The 20365-nt window shown below is 69.1% G+C and carries 16 protein-coding genes; 3 read left to right on the forward strand and 13 right to left on the reverse strand.

What is annotated here, in order from left to right; translation table 11 throughout:
• The first annotated feature begins 39 nt into the window (after positions 1 to 39).
• Positions 40 to 1269, forward strand: coding sequence for an SEL1-like repeat protein (locus HFGMBDPB_RS21975; RefSeq protein WP_212646254.1), 1230 nt, complete (start codon positions 40 to 42; stop codon positions 1267 to 1269).
• 15 nt (positions 1270 to 1284) lie between these two features.
• On the opposite strand, the gene HFGMBDPB_RS21980 is transcribed toward HFGMBDPB_RS21975, so the two are convergent.
• Both HFGMBDPB_RS21980 and HFGMBDPB_RS21985 read right to left on the reverse strand, forming a co-directional pair.
• On the reverse strand, positions 1285 to 2124 hold the full coding sequence (locus tag HFGMBDPB_RS21980; protein ID WP_016446805.1) for an HDOD domain-containing protein: 840 nt from the start codon (positions 2122 to 2124) through the stop codon (positions 1285 to 1287).
• A 28-nt stretch (positions 2125 to 2152) separates the two neighbouring features.
• The gene (locus tag HFGMBDPB_RS21985) at positions 2153 to 4504 is read right to left on the reverse strand and encodes a Tex family protein (RefSeq protein WP_016446804.1); all 2352 of its coding nucleotides are present in this window, start codon (positions 4502 to 4504) and stop codon (positions 2153 to 2155) included.
• 205 nt (positions 4505 to 4709) lie between these two features.
• On the opposite strand from HFGMBDPB_RS21985, the gene HFGMBDPB_RS21990 reads away from it, so the two are divergent.
• Complete coding sequence (locus tag HFGMBDPB_RS21990; RefSeq protein ID WP_212646255.1) at positions 4710 to 5792, forward strand: DUF72 domain-containing protein; 1083 nt, start codon at positions 4710 to 4712, stop codon at positions 5790 to 5792.
• Here HFGMBDPB_RS21990 and HFGMBDPB_RS21995 read toward each other — a convergent pair.
• From HFGMBDPB_RS21995 to HFGMBDPB_RS22020, 6 genes are all read right to left on the reverse strand, one after another.
• On the reverse strand, positions 5777 to 6106 hold the full coding sequence (locus HFGMBDPB_RS21995; protein WP_016446802.1) for an antibiotic biosynthesis monooxygenase family protein: 330 nt from the start codon (positions 6104 to 6106) through the stop codon (positions 5777 to 5779). The genes HFGMBDPB_RS21990 and HFGMBDPB_RS21995 overlap by 16 nt on opposite strands.
• A 49-nt stretch (positions 6107 to 6155) precedes the next feature.
• Entirely contained in the window at positions 6156 to 7613 is a 1458-nt protein-coding gene (locus HFGMBDPB_RS22000; protein ID WP_017407319.1) for an efflux transporter outer membrane subunit, read from the reverse strand.
• Between the two features lie 8 nt (positions 7614 to 7621).
• Positions 7622 to 10810, reverse strand: a complete 3189-nt coding sequence (locus HFGMBDPB_RS22005) for an efflux RND transporter permease subunit (RefSeq protein WP_212646256.1) — start codon at positions 10808 to 10810, stop codon at positions 7622 to 7624.
• 18 nt (positions 10811 to 10828) lie between these two features.
• Positions 10829 to 12208, reverse strand: a complete 1380-nt coding sequence (locus HFGMBDPB_RS22010; protein WP_212646257.1) for an efflux RND transporter periplasmic adaptor subunit — start codon at positions 12206 to 12208, stop codon at positions 10829 to 10831.
• A 166-nt stretch (positions 12209 to 12374) separates the two neighbouring features.
• Positions 12375 to 13802, reverse strand: coding sequence for an MFS transporter (locus tag HFGMBDPB_RS22015; protein WP_212646258.1), 1428 nt, complete (start codon positions 13800 to 13802; stop codon positions 12375 to 12377).
• Entirely contained in the window at positions 13799 to 15040 is a 1242-nt protein-coding gene (locus HFGMBDPB_RS22020) for a multidrug effflux MFS transporter (protein WP_016446797.1), read from the reverse strand. Before HFGMBDPB_RS22020 ends, HFGMBDPB_RS22015 begins: the two co-directional genes overlap by 4 nt.
• A 183-nt stretch (positions 15041 to 15223) precedes the next feature.
• On the opposite strand from HFGMBDPB_RS22020, the gene HFGMBDPB_RS22025 reads away from it, so the two are divergent.
• Positions 15224 to 15922 (forward strand): Lcl C-terminal domain-containing protein, encoded by a 699-nt coding sequence (locus tag HFGMBDPB_RS22025; protein WP_212646259.1) that lies wholly within the window; start codon positions 15224 to 15226, stop codon positions 15920 to 15922.
• Positions 15923 to 15925: 3 nt separating this feature from the next.
• On the opposite strand, the gene HFGMBDPB_RS22030 is transcribed toward HFGMBDPB_RS22025, so the two are convergent.
• From HFGMBDPB_RS22030 to HFGMBDPB_RS22050, 5 genes are all read right to left on the reverse strand, one after another.
• Entirely contained in the window at positions 15926 to 16831 is a 906-nt protein-coding gene (locus HFGMBDPB_RS22030; protein WP_047218264.1) for an SDR family oxidoreductase, read from the reverse strand.
• A gap of 205 nt (positions 16832 to 17036) precedes the next feature.
• Positions 17037 to 18056 (reverse strand): NADP-dependent oxidoreductase, encoded by a 1020-nt coding sequence (locus tag HFGMBDPB_RS22035; RefSeq protein ID WP_016452875.1) that lies wholly within the window; start codon positions 18054 to 18056, stop codon positions 17037 to 17039.
• Between the two features lie 98 nt (positions 18057 to 18154).
• Complete coding sequence (locus tag HFGMBDPB_RS22040; protein ID WP_016446794.1) at positions 18155 to 18577, reverse strand: PaaI family thioesterase; 423 nt, start codon at positions 18575 to 18577, stop codon at positions 18155 to 18157.
• A gap of 117 nt (positions 18578 to 18694) precedes the next feature.
• Positions 18695 to 19486: an SDR family oxidoreductase gene (locus HFGMBDPB_RS22045; protein WP_016452876.1), complete on the reverse strand. Its 792-nt coding sequence runs from the start codon at positions 19484 to 19486 to the stop codon at positions 18695 to 18697.
• 137 nt (positions 19487 to 19623) lie between these two features.
• Entirely contained in the window at positions 19624 to 20343 is a 720-nt protein-coding gene (locus tag HFGMBDPB_RS22050) for a methylated-DNA--[protein]-cysteine S-methyltransferase (protein WP_212646260.1), read from the reverse strand.
• Positions 20344 to 20365 lie beyond the last annotated feature (22 nt).

Raw genomic sequence — 20365 nt, forward strand, 5'->3', positions numbered from 1 at the left:
TGAGCGGTGCACGTCACAAGCCAAACAGAGGCAATTGCCATGCCCTCCAGCGCTCATGAATCCCCGCCACGGCGGCGCATCGGGCTGCGCCTGACCGCAAGGCTTGTGCTGCCCGGACTGCTGGTGGTGCTGCCAGGTCTGGCTCCCGCCGTACTGCCGCATGTGCAGGCGGCGGCCCGCTTCACGCCGGTCATGCCCATTCGGGTGGCGACGGCCAGCGTGTACGGTTCCCAGCCGGGCACCAGCAACATCACCTCGACCTCGGACACCGCCCAGCAACGGGCCCTGTCCCAGCTACGCAGCCGCGCCGAAGGCAAGGGCGTGAGCCTGGCCACGCAGCGCGAGGCGCAATGGGTGATGGGCCTGCTGGCACTGCATGGCATTGCCATGGCGCAGGACGGGCCGCAGGCCAGGCAATGGTTCGAGCGCGCGCAGCGCGCCGGCCATCCGCTGGCCAGTGCGGGACTGGCCTGGTGCGCCATGGACGGCTGCGGCCAGCCGCCCGACCCACCGGCCGCAAGGCCCTGGATCGCCCAGCTGGCCAAGACCGATCTGGCCCGCGCCCAGTACCTGGAATGGCTGCTGGCGCGGCGCCTGGCACCGCTGTCCACGGCCGAACCCGTGGGCGAGGCCTTGGCCGTGGCAGGCACGCCCGACCAGGAACTGCTGCAGCGCGCAGCGCGCTCCGGCAGCCCCGGCGCCCAATTGGAATGGGGCCTGGCCCTGCTCGCGCAGGACGAGCCCGAGGCAGCGCTGCGCCAGTTCCGCGCGGCAGCGGCGCGCTCATCCAGCGCCGCGACCAATGCACAGATGCTGGGCGAGCGCCTGCGGCCCGCAGGCCAGCTGGTGTCGGCGCAGGGCAGCTCCACGCCTGCAGCGCAGGGACCGCAGGCCATGCAGCGCACGCCGCAGCTGAGTGGAGCGCCCAGCGAGCAGGACATCCAGGTGCGCCAGCCCGTCACGGCCCAGCAGCAATGGGAGCAGGCGCAGCGCTACCACCGCGGCGACGGCGTGCCGGCCAACTACACCGAGGCGCTGCGCCTGTACCAGCAGGCCGCATCCCACGGCCATGTGGCATCGCGTCGCATGCTGGAGCTGATCTACTCGCGCCCCGCACCGGGCGGCGGCGTGGACATCGGATGGATGCAGCAGCTGGCGCGCATAGACCCCATGACCATGCAGCCCATGGCGCCCGTCAGCCCCGCGCCCTACCGGCGCGATCCCACGCCGCTGTTCGACATGGTGCCGGCGCCCTGGCACAGGCACTGAGGCAGGAGCGAGGCGCTACAGCACCACGTCCAGGCCGGTGTCGGCCATCCAGTCCACCGGGTCCTGGCGCAGGACCATGTCGATGTCCAGGCCCAGGGCCACGCCCACTTCGCCGGGAAAGCTCACGGCCAGGGCACGCTCGTCCCACTGCGCCTCGCGCGAGCGGGCGCGCCAGGCAGCGATGTGCAGCACGCAGGCCAGCGGATCGAAGCCCGGCTGGGCCAGCGGCGCGTACAGGTGCTGCAGCGCATCGGCCAGCAGCGGCGGAAGGTTCCAGCGGCGGGCCAAGCCCGCACTGACATGGCTGTATGTGTAGCCGCACAGCCGCATTTCCAGCTCGGCGCGACGCGGGTCCAGCGGGCCGACCAGTTCGGTGATGGTGGCGGCGCGGCCGGGGTCGATCATGTGCATGGCCAGCTCCCCCAGGCCGTGCATCAGCCCTGCGGCATAGGCCGCCGTGGGGCTGGCCTGCACGGTGCCGGCCAGCGCGCGCGCCACGCGGGCGGCTTCCACGCTGTAGCGCCAGAAGGCCGGCATGGCCATGCCCGGCACGGCATGGGCGCCCACGCCCAGCGGTATGCCCCGCACGATCTGGCGCAGCTGCGCGGGCGCCAGCAGGGCCAGCGCCTCGGGAATGCCGGTGACACGTCCCGCCATGCCGAACACCGGGCCGTTGGCCTGTGCCAGCAGCCCGGCGGCCAGCGCAGGGTCGGCTGCGAAGAGCTGGCTCAGCCGGCGCAGGCTGGGCTGCTCGGGCACCAGCTCGCGCAGCAGCAAGGCCACGATGCGCGGCTGCGCCGGTAGGGCCAGGGCCTGTGCCAACAGCGTCTGCAGGTCCAGTGCATGCGCAGCCATCGCGTTTCCTGCCTTGCCGTGCGCGGGACTACTTGCGAGTCTGCAGCTTGGCGAAGGCCGAGGCCATGGCCGATTGCTGCACCGGCTCGGGCGCACGGCGCTGCCCGCCCTGGCTGCCGCGGCCTGCGCTCTCGAAGCGGTTGTCACGGGGGCCGTCGCGCCGCGCCGGTGCCGCATCCAGCTTCATGGTCAGGCTGATGCGCTTGCGCGCCACATCGACCTCCAGCACCTTGACCTTGACGATCTGGCCGGTCTTGACCACCTCGCGAGCGTCCTCGACGAACTTGTGGCTCATCTGGCTGACGTGGACCAGGCCGTCCTGGTGCACGCCCAGGTCCACGAAGGCGCCGAACTGGGCCACGTTGCTGACCGTGCCCTCCAGCGTCATGCCTTCCTTGAGGTCCTTGATGTCCTCCACCCCGTCATTGAAACGGGCCACGACGAAGTCCGGACGCGGATCGCGGCCGGGCTTTTCCAGCTCGCCCAGGATGTCCTTGACGGTGATGGCACCGAACTGCTCGCTCACGAACTGCTCGGCCTTCAGGCCCTTGAGCACTTCGGAGCGGCCCATGAGCTGGTCCACGCTCTTGCCCGTGGTGGCAATGATGCGTTCGACCACCGGGTAGGTTTCCGGGTGCACGCCCGTCATGTCCAGCGGATTGTCGCCGCCGCGGATGCGCAGAAAGCCCGCCGCCTGCTCGAAGGTCTTGGCGCCCAGGCCGGCCACGTCCATCAGCTGCTTGCGGCTCCTGAAGGAGCCGTTGGCATCGCGCCAGCGCACCACCGACTTGGCCACGCTGCCCGACAGGCCCGAGACGCGCGACAGCAGCGGCGCCGAGGCCGTGTTCAGGTCCACGCCCACGGAGTTCACGCAGTCCTCGACCACGGCGTCGAGCTGGCGCGCCAGCTCGCTCTGGTTCACGTCGTGCTGGTACTGGCCCACGCCAATGCTCTTGGGGTCGATCTTGACCAGCTCGGCCAGCGGGTCCTGCAGGCGGCGCGCAATGCTGGCGGCGCCGCGCAGGCTCACGTCCACGTCGGGCATTTCCTGCGAGGCGAACTCGCTGGCGGAATATACGGAAGCGCCAGCCTCGCTGACCACGACCTTCTCGATCTGGCGGTCGGCCTTGCTGGCGATCTTGATCAGGTCGGCGGCCAGCTTGTCGGTCTCGCGGCTGGCCGTGCCGTTGCCGATGGCGATCAGGTTGATCTGGTGCTTTTCGACCAGGCGGGCCAGCACGGCCAGCGAGCCGTCCCAGTCGCGGCGCGGCTCGTGCGGGTAGATGGTGGTGGTGTCCACCAGCTTGCCCGTGCTGTCCACCACGGCCACCTTGACGCCCGTGCGGATGCCCGGGTCCAGGCCGATGACGGCGCGCTGCCCCGCAGGGGCGGCCAGCAGCAGGTCGCGCAGGTTGTCGCCAAAGACCTTGATGGCCACCTTCTCGGCGTCTTCGCGCAGGCGCGAGAACAGGTCGCGCTCGGTGGACAGGCTGAGCTTGACGCGCCAGGTCCAGGCCACGCACTTGCGGATCAGGTCGTCGCTGGCGCGCTTGGCGTGGCTCCAGCCCAGGTGCAGGGCGATCTTGCCTTCGGCCAGGCTGGGCTGGCCGGGCTCGGGTTCCACGGGCTGGACCAGCTTGGCCTCGAGGATTTCCAGCGCGCGGCCGCGGAACACCGCCAGCGCGCGGTGCGAAGGCACGCGGCCGATGGGCTCGTCGTATTCGAAATAGTCGCGGAACTTGGCGACCTCGGGGTCGTTCTCGTTCTTGGATTCGACCTTCTTGGAGCGCAGCAGGCCGTCTTCCCACAGCCATTCGCGCAGCTTCTGCACCAGGGCCGGGTCTTCGGCCCAGCGCTCCGACAGGATGTCGCGCACACCATCGAGCACGGCCAACGTGGTCGAGAAATCGGGGCCCGGCTTGCCGTCGTCCAGGGTGGTGGCCGGCTTGCAGAAGGCCTCGGCCTCCTTGTGCGGGTCCAGCGTGGGGTCGGCAAACAGCTTGTCGGCCAGCGGCTCGATGCCGAATTCCTTGGCGATCTGTCCCTTGGTGCGGCGCTTTTGCTTGAAGGGCAGGTAGATGTCCTCCAGCTCCTGCTTGGTGGGCGCATTGGCAATGGCCAGGCGCAGCGCGTCGGTCAGCTTGCCCTGCTCGTCGATGGCCTTGAGCACCGCGCCCCGGCGGTCCTCCAGCTCGCGCAGGTAGCCCAGGCGTTCGTCGAGCTGGCGCAGCTGCGCGTCGTCCAGTCCGCCCGTGACTTCCTTGCGGTAGCGCGCGACGAACGGAACCGTGGCTCCGCCATCAAGCAATTCGACCGCGGCACCCACCTGCTGCGGCTTGACATTCAGTTCTGCGGCGATTTGGGCAATGATTTTTTGCATTCGAGAGGCGCCCCGTGGCGTGGAATCCGGAAAAGCGGCCAAGTGTGCCACACGCGATTCGGGCCGGGCCGCTCACGGCCGACCCGCAAATGCAAGCATTTCTTGCAGGCCAATGAATTCAAGGGCTTGCAAAATCAATCCACTGCCTGCTTTTGCCGGGGCCCTGCGGCAGGCAGGCACCCTCTGCCACAATCACCAGCTTCGAATGCAAGACGATCTGTTCGGTTCTCCCCCACCATCGGCCCCTGCCCCGCCGCCTGCGCCTGCCGGCCGCACACCGGCACCGCGCAAGGCCGCCGGCGCCGTGCAGCTGGCGCCCCAGGCCCTGCTATGGCAGGCGCTGGCGGACCAGCTTGCGCAGGGCCTGCGCATGGGAGTCTCCACCTGGTCCTACCCGGGCTGGGAAGGTTTGATCTGGGATGGCGCATATGACAAAAGCGTGCTGGCCAAGAAGGGACTGGAGGCCTATGGCCGGCATCCGTTGATGCGAACGGTCTGCGTGGACCGCAGCTTCTGGAGGCCGTTGACGGCCAGCCAGTACCTGGCCTTCGCGGGCCAGGTGCCGGCCGATTTCCGCTTCGTGGTCAAGTGCCCATCCGTGGTTACCGACGCGCAGGTGCGTGACGAGGACGGCAAGGGCATGTCGCTGAACCCGGTGTTCCTTCAACCCGATCTGGCCGTCACCAGCTTCGTCGAGCCCACGCTCGAAGGGCTGGGCGAGCGGCTGGGCGTGCTGGTGTTCCAGCTCAGCCCGATGACCTGGGGCCTGCTCAGCCGCCCCACCGAACTGCTGGCGCGGCTGCAGGCCATGCTGGAGGCGGTGCGCGCGGCGCTGGCCGCCCATCCGCTGGGCGCGCAGATCATCGTGGCGGTGGAGGTGCGCGACCCGGAGCTGCTGACGCCGCAGTTGGCCGACACCCTGCGCGCCAGTGGCGCCACCTTCTGCCTGGGACTGCACGGCAAGATGCCCCCCATCGAGGAGCAACTGGTTTTTCTGCGCGGGCTGTGGCCCACCCCGCTGGTCTGCCGCTGGAACCTGAACCGCGAGTTCGGTGCCTACGGCTATCCCGATGCGCAAAAGAAGCACGACCCCTTCGACGAGATCCGCACGCCCGATGCGCACACGCGCGCCATCCTCGCCAAGACCATCGATGGCATCACCAGCCGCGGGCTGCCCGCCTTCGTGACGGTGAGCAACGATGCAGAGGGCTGCGCGCCGCGCTCCATCGCGCTGCTGGCCGAGGCCGTGGTCCAGGCGGAGGCGGCCCGGGTTCAGCGCTTGCCGTAGGCGCGCTCCACGCGGGCCACGCGCAATTCATAGTGCTCGTACCAGGCGTCCTTGCCCAGTTGCTGGGCGACCAGGTGCTCGGCATCCTGCTTCCAGCGCGCGATGGATTCGGCCGTGGACCAGTAGGACACGGTGATGCCGAAACCGTCCTCGCCGCGCGTGCTTTCCGCACCCAGGAAACCCTGCTGCTGCGCGGCCAGGTCCACCATGCGCTGGGCCATGAGGCCGTAGCCATCATCGTCGTCCGGCGTTCTGCGCGACGAGAAGATGACGGCGTAGTAAGGCGGCTCGGGGGTGTTGGCAAAGGGGCTCATCGTGGTCGGGCGGCAAGTTCTGCGGGCCCGCAGAATACACCGCCCGCGCTCAGGAATTCGCCGGCTCAGAGGCGGACGGCGCCTGCACCTGCTCGCCGCCCAGCACCTTCCACAGCGTGACGCGGTTGAGCTGCTCGGACAGGCGCAGGCCGATCAGGGTCTGCTGGGCCGTGTAGAGGCTGCGCTGCGCATCCAGCACGGTGAGGTAGTTGTCCACGCCGGCCTTGAAGCGTGCCTCCGACAGGTCGAAGGCCTTTTGCGTGGCCGCGACCATGCTGGTCTGGGCGGCCAGGCGCTCGTCCCACTGCGCGCGGTCGGCCAGCACGTCGGCGGTCTCGCGGAAGGCCGTCTGCACGGCCTTCTCGTACTGGGCGATGGCGATGCGCTGGTTGGCCTCGGCCACCTGCACGCCCGCACGGTTGCGGCCACCGTCGAAGATGGGCAGGCGCACCAGGGGGATGAAGCTCCAGGTGCTGCTGCTGCCGCCAAAGAGGCCATCGAGCTCGCGGCTGCCCGATCCCACGCTGGCCGTGAGGCTGATGGTGGGGAACATGGCTGCGCGGGCGGCGCCGATGTTGGCCTCCATGGCGCGCAGGTTGTTCTCGGCGGCTTGGATATCGGGGCGCACCAGCAGCACGCTGGAGGGCAGCGGTGCAGGCACGGGCTGCAGCGCCGCCGCAGGCTGGGCGCCGGCGCGCAGCGTGGCGGCGCCGGGCAGCAGGCTGTCGGGCAGCGGACCGCCCACCAGCAACTGCAGGGCGTTGCGGTCACGCTCCACCTGGGAGGTGAAGCTGGCCACGTCGCCGCGCGCCGTGTCCACCGTGGTCTGGTTCTGGGCCAGCACCAGGCCCGAGGTCGAACCTATCTCATGCATGCGCCGCGTCAGTTCGTAGGCCTTCTCGCGGCTGGCCAGGGTGTCGCGTGCCAGCTGCAGGCGGGCCTGGTCGGCGGCCAGCGTGAGCCAGGCGTTGGCCACGTCGGCCACCAGGCCGATCTGCACATTGCGCCGGTTCTGCTCGCTTTGCAGGAACTGCTGCAGCGCGGCCTCGCTGAGGTTGCGCACGCGGCCCCAGAGGTCGATCTCGTAGCTGGCAAAGCCCAGCTGGGCCGTGTACTGGGTGCTGACCGATGCCGCCTGCGTGGCGCTGGTCATGCCGGCGGCCGTGCGCGCACGGCTGGCCTGGGCCTGGGCGTTGACGCTGGGCAGCAGGTCGGCGCGCGTGATGCCGTACTGGGCACGCGCGCGCTCGATGTTCTCCACGGCCACGCGCAGGTCGCGGTTGTTGGCCAGGGCCAGCGCAATGACCTCGCGCAGCTGCCGGGACTGCACCCAGTCCAGCGCGGCGGCCGCCTGCAGGCTGGCCTCGTCGGCCTGTGCCGGATTGGCTGCGGTGCTGCCCACCGTGTCGGGCACGGGCATGTCCGGCGTGCGGTGCTGCGGCGCAAGATTGCAGCCGGACAGCAGGGCCGCCAGCGCGGCCGCAGCGGCGAGGGTGGAACGGTGCATTCGGCGCCTCATGCTGCGCTCTCCTTGGTGGTATGGGGTGAGTCGGTTGCCTGCTGCGGGCTTTCTTCATCCGTGCGCGAGTGGCTCTTGAACCAGCTGCGGATCAGCAGGAAGAACACCGGCACCAGGAAGATGCCCAGCACCGTGGAGGCCAGCATGCCGCCGAGCACGGCCGTGCCGATGGCATTGCGCCCGCCCGCGCCGGCACCCGTGCCGATGGCCAGCGGAATGACGCCGAAGCCGAAGGCCAGCGAGGTCATCAAAATGGGCCGCAGGCGCAGGCGCACGGCCGAGACCACGGCGTCGAAGATGCTCTTGCCCTGCTCCTGCAGCTGCACGGCAAATTCCACGATCAGGATGGCGTTCTTGGATGCCAGGCCCACCGTGGTCAGCAGGCCCACCTGGAAGTACACGTCATTGGTCAGCCCGCGCGTATAGGTGGCGGCCAGCGCGCCCACCACGCCCAGCGGCACGGCCAGCATCACGGACAGCGGCACGGTCCAGCTCTCGTACAGCGCCGCCAGGCACAGGAACACGAAGAGGATGGAGATGGCGTACAGCAGCGGCGCCTGCGCGCCCGACTGGCGCTCCTGCAGCGAGGCGCCCGTCCACTCGTAGCCTATGCCGGCCGGCAGCGTGCGCAGGATGTCCTCGACGATCTGCATGGCGGTGCCCGAGCTGACGCCCGGCGCGGCGCGGCCTTCCATTTCGTAGGCCGGGTTGCCGTTGTAGCGCATGAGCTGGGGCGAACCGTAGGCCCAATAGCTGCTGGAGAAGGCGCTGAACGGCACCATCTCGCCCTTGCCCTTGCGCACCGTCCATTTGGCGATGTCCTGGGGCAGCATGCGGTGCGGCGCATCGCCCTGGATGTAGACGCGCTTGACGCGCTCGTTGTTCAGGAAGTCGTTGACATAGGTGCCGCCCATGGCGCTGGACAGCACGCTGTTGATGTCGGTGTACGACAGGCCGAGCGCGGCGGCTTTGCGGTCGTCGATGTCCAGGCGCAGCTCGCTGGCGTCCTCCAGGTTGGTCATGCGCAGATTGGTGAGCTCGGGGCGCTTGCGGGCCTCGGTCAGGAATTTTTCCTTGGCCTGCAGCAGCGCCTGGTGGCCCAGGCCGTTCATGTCCTTGATCATGAAGTTGAAGCCCGAGCTGGAGCCCAGGCCGCGCACGGCCGGCGGCAGCATGACCAACACGCGCGCATCGCGGATGGAGGCCAGCTCCCGGGTCGCCCGGTGCGCGATCTCGGAGGCCGACTGGCCCGGCAGCGGGCGCTCCTCCCAGGTCTTCAGCCGCACGAAGGCGCGTGCCGAGGCCTGGTCGCCGTTCAGGCCAGAGACCTGGTAGAAGCTCAGCACGTCGGGCTGCTTGGCAAAGTAGTCGCGCACCTCGTCGAGCACGCCCTGCAGCCGCGTGTCGGCCGCGCCCGAGGGCAGGTTGATGTTGACGAAGACAAAGCCCTGGTCCTCGTCGGGCAGGAAGGACGTGGGCAGGCGCGCCATCAGCAGCCAGACCACGCCGCAGACGGCCAGGAAGATCAGCATCATGCGCTTGGCGCGGCGCAGCGAGTACGCCACCGTGCCCTGGTAGCGCGCGGCCGTGGCGTCGAAATGGTGGTTGAACCAGCGGAAGAACCGGTCGTTCACCCCCAGGATGCCGCTGCGGATCGGGCGGTCATGCCCTGCCCCGCCCGCTGCGGGCGGCTTGAGCAGCGTGGCGCACAGCGCCGGCGTGAGCGTCAGCGCCACGAACACCGACAGCGCCATGGCCGCGACGATGGTGATGGAGAACTGCCGGTAGATCACGCCCGTGGAGCCGCCGAAGAAAGCCATGGGCACGAACACGGCCGACAGCGTCACGCCGATGCCCACCAGGGCCGGCGTGATCTCGCGCATGGACTGGCGCGTGGCCTGCTTGGGCGACATGCCCGTCTCGTGCATCACGCGCTCGACGTTCTCCACCACCACGATGGCATCGTCCACCAGCAGGCCGATGGCCAGCACCATGGCGAACATGGTCAGCGTATTGATCGAGTACCCGGCCAGCGACAGCACGCCGAAGGTGCCCAGCAGCACCACGGGCACGGCGATGGCGGGGATCATCGTGGCGCGGAAGTTCTGCAGGAAGATGAACATCACGATGACCACGAGGATCATGGCCTCCCCCAGCGCGCTGACCACTTCCTTGATGGAGGCGCGCACGAAGGGCGTGGAGTCCGAGCTGACGAAGTAGTCGATCTCGTTGGGAAAGAAGGGCTTGAGCTCGGCCAGCTTGGCGGCGATGGTGTCGGCCACGTTCATGGCGTTGGCGCCATCGGCCAGCACGATGCCCATGCCAGCGCCCGGCAGGCCGTTGAGCTTGGCCTTGATGGTCAGGTTGTCGGCGCCCAGCTCCACGCGGGCCACGTCCTTCATGAGCACCACCGAGCCGTCCACGGACGACTTCAGGACGATGTCCTCGAACTGCTCCACCGTCTTGAGCTTGGTGCGCGCCGTGATGGTGGCGTTCAGCTGCTGGTCCGCCACGGCAGGCAGCGCGCCCAGCTGGCCGGCCGAGACCTGGGCGTTCTGCGAGTTCAGCGCATTGACCAGGTCCGACGGCATCAGCGCGTACTTCTCCATCTTGGCCGGGTCCATCCAGATGCGCATCGCATAGTTGGTGCCGAAGACGTTGACATCGCCCACGCCGTCCAGCCGGCCGATCACGTCGACCAGGTTGCTGGTGAGGTAGTCGCCGATGTCGACCGCGGTCATGGCCGGGTCCTTGGAGAAGAAGCTGTAGGTGACCAGGAAGTCCTGGCCGCCCTTGTTCACGAACACGCCCCGGCTCTTGACGGCGTCGGGCAGGCGGTTCACGGCGGACTGCAGCTTGTTTTGCACCTGCACCTGGGCCACGTCGATGTTGGTGCCCGGCGCAAAGGTCAGCGTGGTGCGCGCGCGGCCCGAGGCGTCGGACGTGGAGCTCATGTAGAGCATGTTGTCGATGCCCTTGAGCTGCTGCTCGATGATCTGGGTCACCGAGTTCTCGACCGTCTCGGCCGAGGCGCCCGTGTACTGCGCGCCGATGGTCACGCGCGGCGGCGCGATGTCGGGGTATTGCTCCAGCGGCAGCGTGAAGATGGACAGCGCGCCGCCCAGCATGATGACGATGGCGATGACCCACGCGAAGATGGGCCGGTTGATGAAGAACTGAGCCATGTGACGGGTTCCTGCGGCTTACCGGGCCGCAGGGGCCGGAGCCGCTGCGGGTGCAGAAGCAGGTTCAGCGGCCGCGGAAGCCTGGTCGGCAGCGCCAGGCGCGGCCGCCGCTGCCGGGCCATCAGCGGGCTTGCCCTTGCGGGCCTGGGCCTTGGCGCGCAGGTCCACCTCCACGGCACGCACCTTGTCGCCGGGCTTGATGCGCTGGAAGCCATCGACCACCACGCGCTCGCCGGCCGACAGGCCGTCCTGCAGCAGCCACATATTGCCCACGGCGCGGTCGATGTTCACGGGCCTGCGCTCGATCACGTCGTCGGCCTTGGCCACCAACACGCTGGCCTTGCCGGTCAGGTCGCGCGTCACCGACTGCTGGGGCACCAGCAGCGCCTCGGGCGCCAGGCCCGTGGGCAGCAGGGCCTGCACATACATGCCGGGCATGAGCAGGCCCTGCGGGTTGGGCACCACGGCGCGCAGCGTGACGCTGCCCGTGGTGGCATTGACGATCACGCCGGCAAACTGCAGCTTGCCCTGGTGGCCGTATTCCGTGCCATCGTCCAGGCGGATACGCACGGCGACCTTGTCGCCCTCCACCTTCTGGAAGCGCCCGGCATCCCAGTCGCGCTTGAGCTGCAGCAGCTCGCTGGTGGACTGGGTGAAGTCCACATACATGGGGTCCAGCTGCACGATGGAGGTCAGCGCTTCCGTCTGGTTGGCCGTCACCAGCGCGCCCGGCGTCACCGTGGACAGGCTGATGCGCCCGCTGATGGGCGCCTCGATGCGGCTGTACTTGAGGTTGATGCGCGCGGTCTCCAGATTGGCCTTGGCCACGGCCACGTCAGAGCGCGACTGGGCGGCAGCGGCCTGGCTTTCCTCGAAGGCCTGCTGGCTGATGGCATCGATCTTGACCAGTTCGGCGTTGCGCCGCGCCGTGGCCTCCAGCGTGCGGGCGCTGGCCTCGGCCTTGGCCAGGGCCGCCTGGGCGCTGGCCTCGGTGGCGCGCAGCGAGGCCGCGTCGATCTGGTAGAGCTGCTGGCCCTGGCGCACCAGGGCGCCTTCGGTGAACAGGCGCTTTTGCACGATGCCCGAGACCTGGGGCCTCACCTCGGCGGTCAGCGAGGCGCGTGTGCGGCCCGGCAGCGTGGCCTCCAGCTGCTGGCTCTGCTTTTGCAGCGTGACCACGCCCACCTCGGGCGCAGCCTTGGCTGCGGCGGCGGGCGCTGCATCCTGCCTGGAGCAGGCGGCCAGGCTGGCGGCCAGTGCCAGCGCGCACAGCACGGCAGCACCGGGGCGCTTGCTGCGTGCAAGCGAGGCAGAAGGTTGTGCGTGCCCTGCGCCGGGCTGGGAATCGGAAGGCGCCGCAAGGCGCGTACTCGGCGAAAGAGGCACGTCAAAATTCATAGGAACAGCGAAGTCGTTGGGGGCATCGCACGATTGTGCAGTGCCCATATTTCTTGTTTGTAAAGTGGATGGCATGCCACCGCAGTCTCGTGGCAAGACCATCCAGGATGATGCAGGTGTCGGAGCGCGCCGACACATGCAAGTTCAATGCCATTTGCCGGTCTGTTCAGTGCCTGGCGGCGGGCGCCGTGCGCACGCGCAGCATGCTGAACACGCCCGCCATGGCCGCAAAGCAGCCCGCCACGGCCAGGGCCACGATTTCGGCATGGCCACCATGCCCGCCCGAGACGGTGAAGATGGTGGCCAGCACCACGGCCCCCAGCGTCTGTCCCGTGAGCCGCGCCGAGCTCAGCATGCCGCCGGCCGCGCCGCTGCGTGCCAGCGGCGCCGAGGTCACGATGGTGTGGTTGTTGGGCGACTGGTACAGCGCAAAGCCGCTGCCCGCCAGCAGCATGCGCCAGACCATGTCCAGGGTCGAGGGCGCATCGGGCATGGCCGCCAGCGCCCACAGGCCGCAGGCGAACATGGCCATGCCGATGCCGCCCAGCAGCCCGTCCGCATAGCGGCCGATGAGCCGGCCCGCAATGGGAGCCGTCATCACCGTGGCCAGCGGCCAGGCCGTGATCAGCAGCCCGGCCTCGATGGGCGACATGCCGTGCGACTCCAGCAGCAGGAAAGGCAGGGCCAGGTAGGCCAGCATCTGCGCGCAGAAGGCGCTGACCGATCCGCACATGGACAGCGCGAACACCGGAATGCGCAGCAGGTCCACCGGCAGCAGCGGCGCAGGCAGGCGCCACTGGCGGCGCACATACCACAGCCCCACCAGCAGGCCCGCGCCCAGCAGCCACCAGCCCGAAGGCAGGGACGACTGGGCACCGCCGGCGCGCATGCCCAGCTGCTCGCCGCCCAGGAAGATCAGGCTGAACATGAGGATGTTGAGCAGCACATCCAGCGGCGACAGCCGCGCGCCCGCGTGTACCGGCACCGCATTGGCCGGCAGCGCCCGGCGTCCCAGCCACAGCGTGAACAGGCCCAGCGGCAGGTTGGCCGCAAACAGCCAGGGCCAGCTGGCCACCGACAAAATGGCCGCCGCCACCGAAGGCCCGGCCATGGATGCCGTGGCCACCACCAGCGAATTGACGGCCATGCCCCGGCCCAGCAAGGCACGCGGATAGATCAGCCGCACCAGGGCGGCATTGACGCTCATCACGCCCGCAGCGCCCAGGCCCTGCAGCGCCCGCGCCGCCACCAGCGTGGGCAGCGATGTGGCCAGCATGGCTGCCAGCGAGGCCAGGGAGAACACCAGCATGCCCACCAGATACACGCGGCGGTAGCCCAGGCGTTCGCCCAGGGCCGCCAGCGGCAGCAGCAGCACCAGGCTGGCAAGCTGGTAGGAATTGACCACCCACAGCGTATGGGCCGAGCTGGACTGCAGCTCGCGCGCCATGGCTGGCAGTGCCAGATTGACCAGGGTGCTGTCCAGCACCGACAGCGTCAGCCCCAGGATGATGACCAGCATGGCCTGGCCACGGGGGCCGGACGCAAGTCCGTCGGGTACAGGCCCACCAGCCTCTGCTGCGGGAGCCACGCTCATGAATGGCCCTTTGCACCCACGCGGTGGGCACGTGCGCCGCCCAGCGTGATCCAGGCCAGCGCCACGCCGATCAGCGCGCCCGTGGCCATGCCCACCACCATGGGCAGGGGCTTGCCCGTGGAGAACAGGCCCACGATCTGCATGGCCGCCGCACCCGACAGCATCTGCAGCGTGCCCAGCAGCGCCGAGGCCGTGCCGGCGATGGCGCCATGCTCCTCCAGCGCCAGCACCGAGGTCGTCGGAATCACCAGCCCCATCAGCGCGCTGGCCACGAAGTACAGGCCGATCAGCACGGCCAGCCGCTCACCGCCCAGCAGGTAGTACGACAGCAGCGACAGCATCACCAGGCCCGAGCCGGTGGCCGCCACCTTGACCACGCGCACCAGGCCGAAACGCTGGCCCAGCCAGCCCGTGAACTGCGCCGCGCCGATGAAGGCGATGGCGTTGAGCCCGAAGGCCAGGCTGTACTGGGTGGAGCTGAGCCCGTAGTAGTTGATCAGCACAAAGGGAGAGCCAGCCAGGTAGACGAAAAAGCCCGCCATGGCGCAGCCGCCGATGAAGACCAGGCCCAGGTAATGCCAATCGCGCAGCAGCACGCCGTAGGCGCGCAGTGCGCCGGCCACGCTGCTGTCCAGACGCGCGGCGGCCCCGCGCGTTTCCTTCAGGCCCATGAACACGGCCGCCAGGCCGATCACGGCCGCCACGGCCACGGCCCAGAACACGCCGCGCCAGCTGCTCACGGCGATCACGCCGCTGCCGGCCAGCGGCGCCAGGATGGGAGAGACGCTGAACACCAGCATCAGCAGCGACATCATGCGGGCCGCCGCATGGCCGGTGTGCAGGTCGCGCACCACGGCGCGCGGCACGGCCATGCCGGCGGCCGCGCCCAGGCCCTGGATGAAGCGCAGCACCACCAGCGTCTCGATGCTGGTGGCCATGGCGCAGCCCACGCTGGCCAGCGCGAACACGGTCAGGCCGAAGTACAGCGGCGGCTTGCGCCCCACCATGTCCGAGACCGGCCCGTACAGCAGCTGGCCCACGCCCAGCGAAAGAAAGAAGGCCGTCAGGCTGGCCTGCACCGCGCCCACCTGGGCGCCCAGGCTGCTGCCGATCTGGGGCAGCGCGGGCAGGTACATGTCGATGGCAAACGGGCCGATGGCCGAGAGCAGGCCCAGGATCAGCACCAGGCGCAGCGTGTGGGAATCAGGGGAAGCGGGAGAAGAAGAGGGAGAAGGCATAGACGCAGACATAGACGCGCCATTGTGGCGGCAAGCGCTGCGGGCTGCAGGGCGGTGCTCACATTTCCTGGGCAGGCAGGCCGGCGCGTGCGGCGCTGGCGGCTTGCCGTGGCACAAGTTTGCGGGGCCGCAACCCTGTTACGCTCGGATACGAGATTGCCACCACAGCAGCATAGACACCCCATGCACTCATCCACGCCCCTCTTCCTGCCGACCCTCAACGCATTGCCAAGGCCCCTGCTCGCCGCCCTGCTGCTGGGCGCGTGCATGCAGGGCCCGGCCCATGCGGCGCCGCCGCAGGCCCGCGGTGACGCCAAGACCGGCGCCACTGCCATGCTGGAAGTGTCCGAAGACGGCCGCGACGTGATCGACCGCCGCGCCCGCCTGCTGTGGCCGCGCTGCGTGGAAGGCATGCACTGGAATGGCAAGACCTGCGCGGGCCTGCCGGAGCTGTTCACGCACAAGCAGGCGCAGGCCCTGGCCGCCGAGCGGGCCAAGCAGGACGGCGTGCGCTGGCGCCTGCCGCGCGTCAACGAGATGCGCCGGCTGATCTCGCGCGATATCCGGCCGCAAGGCCTGTCGCCCGAGCTGTTCCCGGGCGCGCCGCGCGGCTGGCACTGGACGGGCACGGCAGCGGTGAACGCACGGCCCGTCAATCCCTACAACTACAGCAACATCTCGGGCAGCGCCGGTACGCAGCTGTCTGCCCAGCAGGCCTGGGCGATTGACCTCGACAGCCTGGAGACGCGGCCCGACATGGGGCGCGGCAACCAGCTCATGGTGCGGCTGGTGCGGCCCCTGCCCTCCGCGCCGCCCGATGAAAAGGCCGAGGCTCCCGCCAGGCCAGCCCCCCACAGGCCGGACCCGGACGAAGAGGACTGACGCTCAGGCCGCGCGCAGCGAGGCCTTGAGGCTGGCGCCCAGTTCGGGCTTGTGCGCGAACGGGTCGGTGGGGTTGCGGCCCTGCACCACATCCTCCATGCGGGTCTGGACCGAACCCAGGGCTTGCGGATGGCTGTAGATGTAGAAATGGTTGGCCGCAATGGCGTCGAAGACCTTCTGCGCCACATCGGTGGCCGTGACCTTGCCCGAGCCCACGGCCTTCTCGCTCATGGCCTGGCCGATCTTCTGGCTGGCCGTCAGCGGCTGCGCGGCCAGATGGCTGGGCCGGTTGCGCTCGCTGTGGCTGATGCCCGTAGGCACGAAGAAGGGGCACAGCACGCTGGCGCTGATCTGGTCGGAGACCAGGGCCAGGTCCTGGTACAGCGTCTCGGTCAGGCTGACCACGGCATGCTTGCTGACGTTGTAGATGCCCATGTTGGGAGGCGCCAGCAGCCCGGCCATGCTGGCCGTGTTGACGATGTGGCCCTCGAAGGACGGATCGGCCTTGGCGGCCTCCAGCATCATGGGCGTGAACAGCCGCACGCCGTGGATCACGCCCCAGAGGTTGACGCCCAGCACCCACTGCCAATCTTCCAGCGTGTTCTCCCAGACCAGCCCGCCCGCGCCCACGCCTGCGTTGTTGAACACGAAGTGCGGCGCGCCGAACTGCTGGCGCACCTCGTCGGCCAGGGCCTGCATCTGGGCTGCGTCGGACACATCCACGCGCCGCGCCAGCACGCGCACGCCCTGCCCTTCGAACTCGGCGGCAGCCTTGTCCAGCGCCTCCTGCTGCACATCGACCAGCACCAGGTTCATGCCCAGCTTCGCGCCGATGCGCGCGCACTCCAGGCCGAAGCCCGAGCCCGCGCCCGTCAGCACGGCCGTCTTGCCCTTGAAGTTCTTGATCATTCCCTTGTCTCCTTGTCTTGTCCTGATGTTCTTGTGGAAGGATTTGGCAATTAACCCTGGCCCGTACACAGCCCTCCCTCCTGGCACTGGCGGAGCCCGCCTCAGGGACACCGAGGAAGGGCCGCCCCGCACCGAGGGTGTCGTCCCCCTCCCTCGCGAAGCGAGTAGAGAGGCGACGTGCCACGGGGGGAAGGCGCGAAGCGACTCAGGGGGTGAGCTTCACAAGCTGCTTTCCGAAGTTCTTGCCCTTGAGCAAGCCCAGGAAGGCCGAGGGTGCGGAGGCAATGCCTTCGGCAATGCTCTCGCGCGGGCGCAGCTTGCCGGTGCCCACCAGGCGGCCCAGTTCCTGCAGCGCCTCGGGCCAGACTTCCATGTGCTCGCTGACGATGAAGCCTTCGATGCGGATGCGGTTGACGAGGATGAGCGCGGGATTGGTCATGGGCAGCGGCTTGCCGTCGTAGCCGGCGATCATTCCGCACAGCGCGATCCGCGCAAAGGCGTTGGTGCGCAGCAGCACGGCGTCGAGGATGTAGCCGCCCACGTTCTCGAAGTAGCCGTCGATGCCCTGCGGGCAGGCGTCCTTGAGCGCCTTGGCCATGGTCTTGGTGTCGGGGTGCTCGCGGTAGTCGATGCAGGCGTCGAAGCCCAGCTCCTCGGTGGCGTAGCGACACTTCTCGGGGCCGCCCGCAATGCCCACCACACGGCAGCCGCGTGCCTTGGCCAGGGCCGCGAACGCGCTGCCCACGGCGCCCGTGGCGGCGCTGACCACCACGGTCTCGCCGGCCTTGGGGGCGATGATCTTGACCAGGCCGTACCAGGCCGTCACGCCGGGCATGCCCACGGCGCCCAGGTAGTGCGACAGCGGCACATGGGTGGTGTCCACCTTGCGCAGCATGCCGGGCGCATCGCCATCGACCACGCTGTATTCCTGCCACCCGCCCATGCCCACGACCTTGTCGCCAACGGCAAACTTGGGATGGCGGCTTTCCACCACCTCGCCCACGGTGCCGCCGATCATGACCTCGCCCAGCGGCTGGGGCTGGGCATAGCTCTTGCTGTCATTCATGCGGCCGCGCATGTAGGGGTCCAGGCTCAGGTAGTGGTGGCGCACCAGCACCTGACCTTCGGCCAGCGCCGGGGTCTCGGTACTGACAAGGCGGAAATTGCTTTCCACGGCTTCGCCCTCGGGGCGGTTGTCGAGCAGGATCTGCTGGTTCACGGGCATGGGAAAACCTCCGGTGGCATCACAAACAATGGAACCAGTTCCCGGTGCTGCCGGGGCTGGCGTGTGGCATTGGGTATCTGGCAAATTCGCCGTGCGGATCAGTCCGTGGCGAGGGTTGTCTCGGCGGCGGCCGGCTTGGCCACGCGCGGCATGTACTTGAACGTTCCGGTCGCATGGCTGCACAGCCGGCCCGAGGCATCGAACACGCGCGCCTCGGTATAGGCCATGGAACGCGTGCGGTGCAGCACCACGCCCTTGGCCACCAGGGGGCCGCGCGCCGGCTGCATGAAGCTGGTCTTCATCTCTATGGTCACGCAGCCCATGTCGCGCTGCAGGCTGCGTGCGGCCACGGCCATGGTCACGTCCAGCAGGGTCATGGTGGCGCCGCCGTGGGTCACGTCAAAGGTGTTCAGGTGCTCGGGACGCGCCTCGAAGCGCAGTTCGGACTCCCCGTCCTCCATGCGGTGCAGGGTGAAACCCAGGTGGTCGACGAAGGGGATGGGGTGGCCAAAATCCAGCACGAAATTCTCCAGTTCAGATCGCAATGCAGGCGAGCATAAGGGCGCCCGAAGGCACCATGGCGCGCGGCGGCACGATCTGCGGGAAAAACTGTCACCTCGGCAGCAGCGCCGCCGCGTTCAGCCGCCCACCAGGGCGCTGACGCCGCCGTCCACGGCCATCCACTGGCCCGTGATGTGCTTGCCCGCGTCGCTGGCGTACAGCAGGGTCAGGCCCTTGAGGTCCTCGTCGTCGCCCAGGCGGCGCAGCGGGGCGTGGGATTTCATCTCGTCCTCGCCCAGGGTCTCGATCAGCACGCTGGCCATCTTGGTCTTGAAAAAGCCCGGGCAGATGGCGTTGACGGTGATGCCATGCACGCCCCACTCGCCGGCCAGCGCGCGCGTGAAGTTGATGACGGCTCCCTTGGAGGTGTTGTAGGCAATGGTCTTCATGCCCAGCGGGTTGCCGCCCAGGCCTGCGATGGAGGCCAGGTTGATGATGCGCCCGGTCTTGCGCGGGATCATGCTGCGCCGCGCGATCTGCTGGCTCAGCAGGAAGTAGCCGCGCACGTTGAGGTTCATCACCTTGTCCCAGGCGGCCACCGGGTGCTCCTCGGCCGGCGCGCCCCAGCTGGCGCCCGCGTTGTTGATGAGGATGTCCACCTGGCCCAGGCGCTCCAGGGTCTCGGCGGCCAGGCGCTCGATATCGGCCTCGTTGGCGCAGTCGGCGGCGATCCAGCGGGCGTCGATGCCGGCGGCCTGCAGCTCGGCGGCGGCTTCCTCCAGGTCGGCGGCCTTGCGCGAACTCAGCATGATCCTGGCGCCCGCCTCGCCCAACGCATGGGCCATCTGCAGGCCCAGGCCGCGCGAGCCGCCGGTCACCAGGGCGGTCTTGCCGGTGAGGTCGAAAAGTTGCTGCACATTGCGAGTCATTCGTCTGTCTCCTGGTCCGGGTCTTGTGTGCCGGTCATGGGTGGAATGGAGGGCGGCCCTCCCCTGCCGGGACGGCCTGCAGCGGCGATTGTGCAAGCCGCCCCGCCGTGCCGCATGTCACATGCGTGTCCGGCCCGTCAATCCCCGAACAGCGAGCGCGTGCCGCCCCAGGCCGCACCCTCGATCTCCAGCATGCGCAGCTTGGTCAGCGCACCTGCGCCGCCCGAAAAACCGCCCGGCTGGGCGCCGGCAGCCAGCACGCGGTGGCAGGGAATCACGGGCGCGAAGGGGTTGAGGCCCAGCGCCTGTCCCACGGCGCGCGACAGGCCCACCTCGCCCAACTCGCGCGCGATCTCGCCATAGGTGCGCGTATGGCCGGGAGCGATGGCACGCGTCAGCTCGTAGACGCGGCGGTGAAATTCCGACACGCCGTGCCAGTCCAACGCCAGCTCGGCCAGATCCGGCAATGCCTGGCCTGCGGGCAGCATGCGCCGTGCCCGCAGATCGGGCAGCACCGGGCCGTCACGCAACTGCTGCGCGCTGGGCGCGGAAGGCTCCACGGTCCATTCGCCATGGCCCGCCATGAGCACCTGCACGCCGGCGATGGCCTGCGTCACGGCGGCCGGCAGGTCCTCGGCGCGCACCGCTGCCGCATAGCTGCCGGGCCTGCGCAATTGCACGCCGCGCAGCATGCGCGTGCGCGTGGCAGCCGGGCCGTCCACCTCGGGCAACTGAAAGGCCGCAAGGCCGCATTCGCCCCAGGCCACGCCGCAGGGTCCCAAGCGCGTGGCAAACAGCGCATGGCCCGTGGCTTCGGGGTCCCAGGCCGGGCTGCCCGTGGTCGATTCGTTCGTCATAGCGGTGGTTTTCTCCTTGAAG

Origin of the sequence: Delftia sp. PE138 (assembly GCF_018320755.1) — a bacterium.
GTDB classification, from domain to species: Bacteria; Pseudomonadota; Gammaproteobacteria; order Burkholderiales; family Burkholderiaceae_C; genus Comamonas; species Comamonas tsuruhatensis.

Coding starts and splice junctions, on each gene's coding strand:
- HFGMBDPB_RS22000 (WP_017407319.1), bottom strand. CDS start 7,613: ATGCACCGTTCCACCCTCGCCGCTGCGGCCGCGCTGGCGGCCCTGCTG.
- HFGMBDPB_RS22025 (WP_212646259.1), top strand. CDS start 15,224: ATGCACTCATCCACGCCCCTCTTCCTGCCGACCCTCAACGCATTGCCA.
- HFGMBDPB_RS21990 (WP_212646255.1), top strand. CDS start 4,710: ATGCAAGACGATCTGTTCGGTTCTCCCCCACCATCGGCCCCTGCCCCG.
- HFGMBDPB_RS22045 (WP_016452876.1), bottom strand. CDS start 19,486: ATGACTCGCAATGTGCAGCAACTTTTCGACCTCACCGGCAAGACCGCC.
- HFGMBDPB_RS22005 (WP_212646256.1), bottom strand. CDS start 10,810: ATGGCTCAGTTCTTCATCAACCGGCCCATCTTCGCGTGGGTCATCGCC.
- HFGMBDPB_RS22035 (WP_016452875.1), bottom strand. CDS start 18,056: ATGCCCGTGAACCAGCAGATCCTGCTCGACAACCGCCCCGAGGGCGAA.
- HFGMBDPB_RS22050 (WP_212646260.1), bottom strand. CDS start 20,343: ATGACGAACGAATCGACCACGGGCAGCCCGGCCTGGGACCCCGAAGCC.
- HFGMBDPB_RS21975 (WP_212646254.1), top strand. CDS start 40: ATGCCCTCCAGCGCTCATGAATCCCCGCCACGGCGGCGCATCGGGCTG.
- HFGMBDPB_RS22015 (WP_212646258.1), bottom strand. CDS start 13,802: ATGAGCGTGGCTCCCGCAGCAGAGGCTGGTGGGCCTGTACCCGACGGA.
- HFGMBDPB_RS22010 (WP_212646257.1), bottom strand. CDS start 12,208: ATGAATTTTGACGTGCCTCTTTCGCCGAGTACGCGCCTTGCGGCGCCT.
- HFGMBDPB_RS21995 (WP_016446802.1), bottom strand. CDS start 6,106: ATGAGCCCCTTTGCCAACACCCCCGAGCCGCCTTACTACGCCGTCATC.
- HFGMBDPB_RS22020 (WP_016446797.1), bottom strand. CDS start 15,040: ATGCCTTCTCCCTCTTCTTCTCCCGCTTCCCCTGATTCCCACACGCTG.
- HFGMBDPB_RS22030 (WP_047218264.1), bottom strand. CDS start 16,831: ATGATCAAGAACTTCAAGGGCAAGACGGCCGTGCTGACGGGCGCGGGC.
- HFGMBDPB_RS21980 (WP_016446805.1), bottom strand. CDS start 2,124: ATGGCTGCGCATGCACTGGACCTGCAGACGCTGTTGGCACAGGCCCTG.
- HFGMBDPB_RS21985 (WP_016446804.1), bottom strand. CDS start 4,504: ATGCAAAAAATCATTGCCCAAATCGCCGCAGAACTGAATGTCAAGCCG.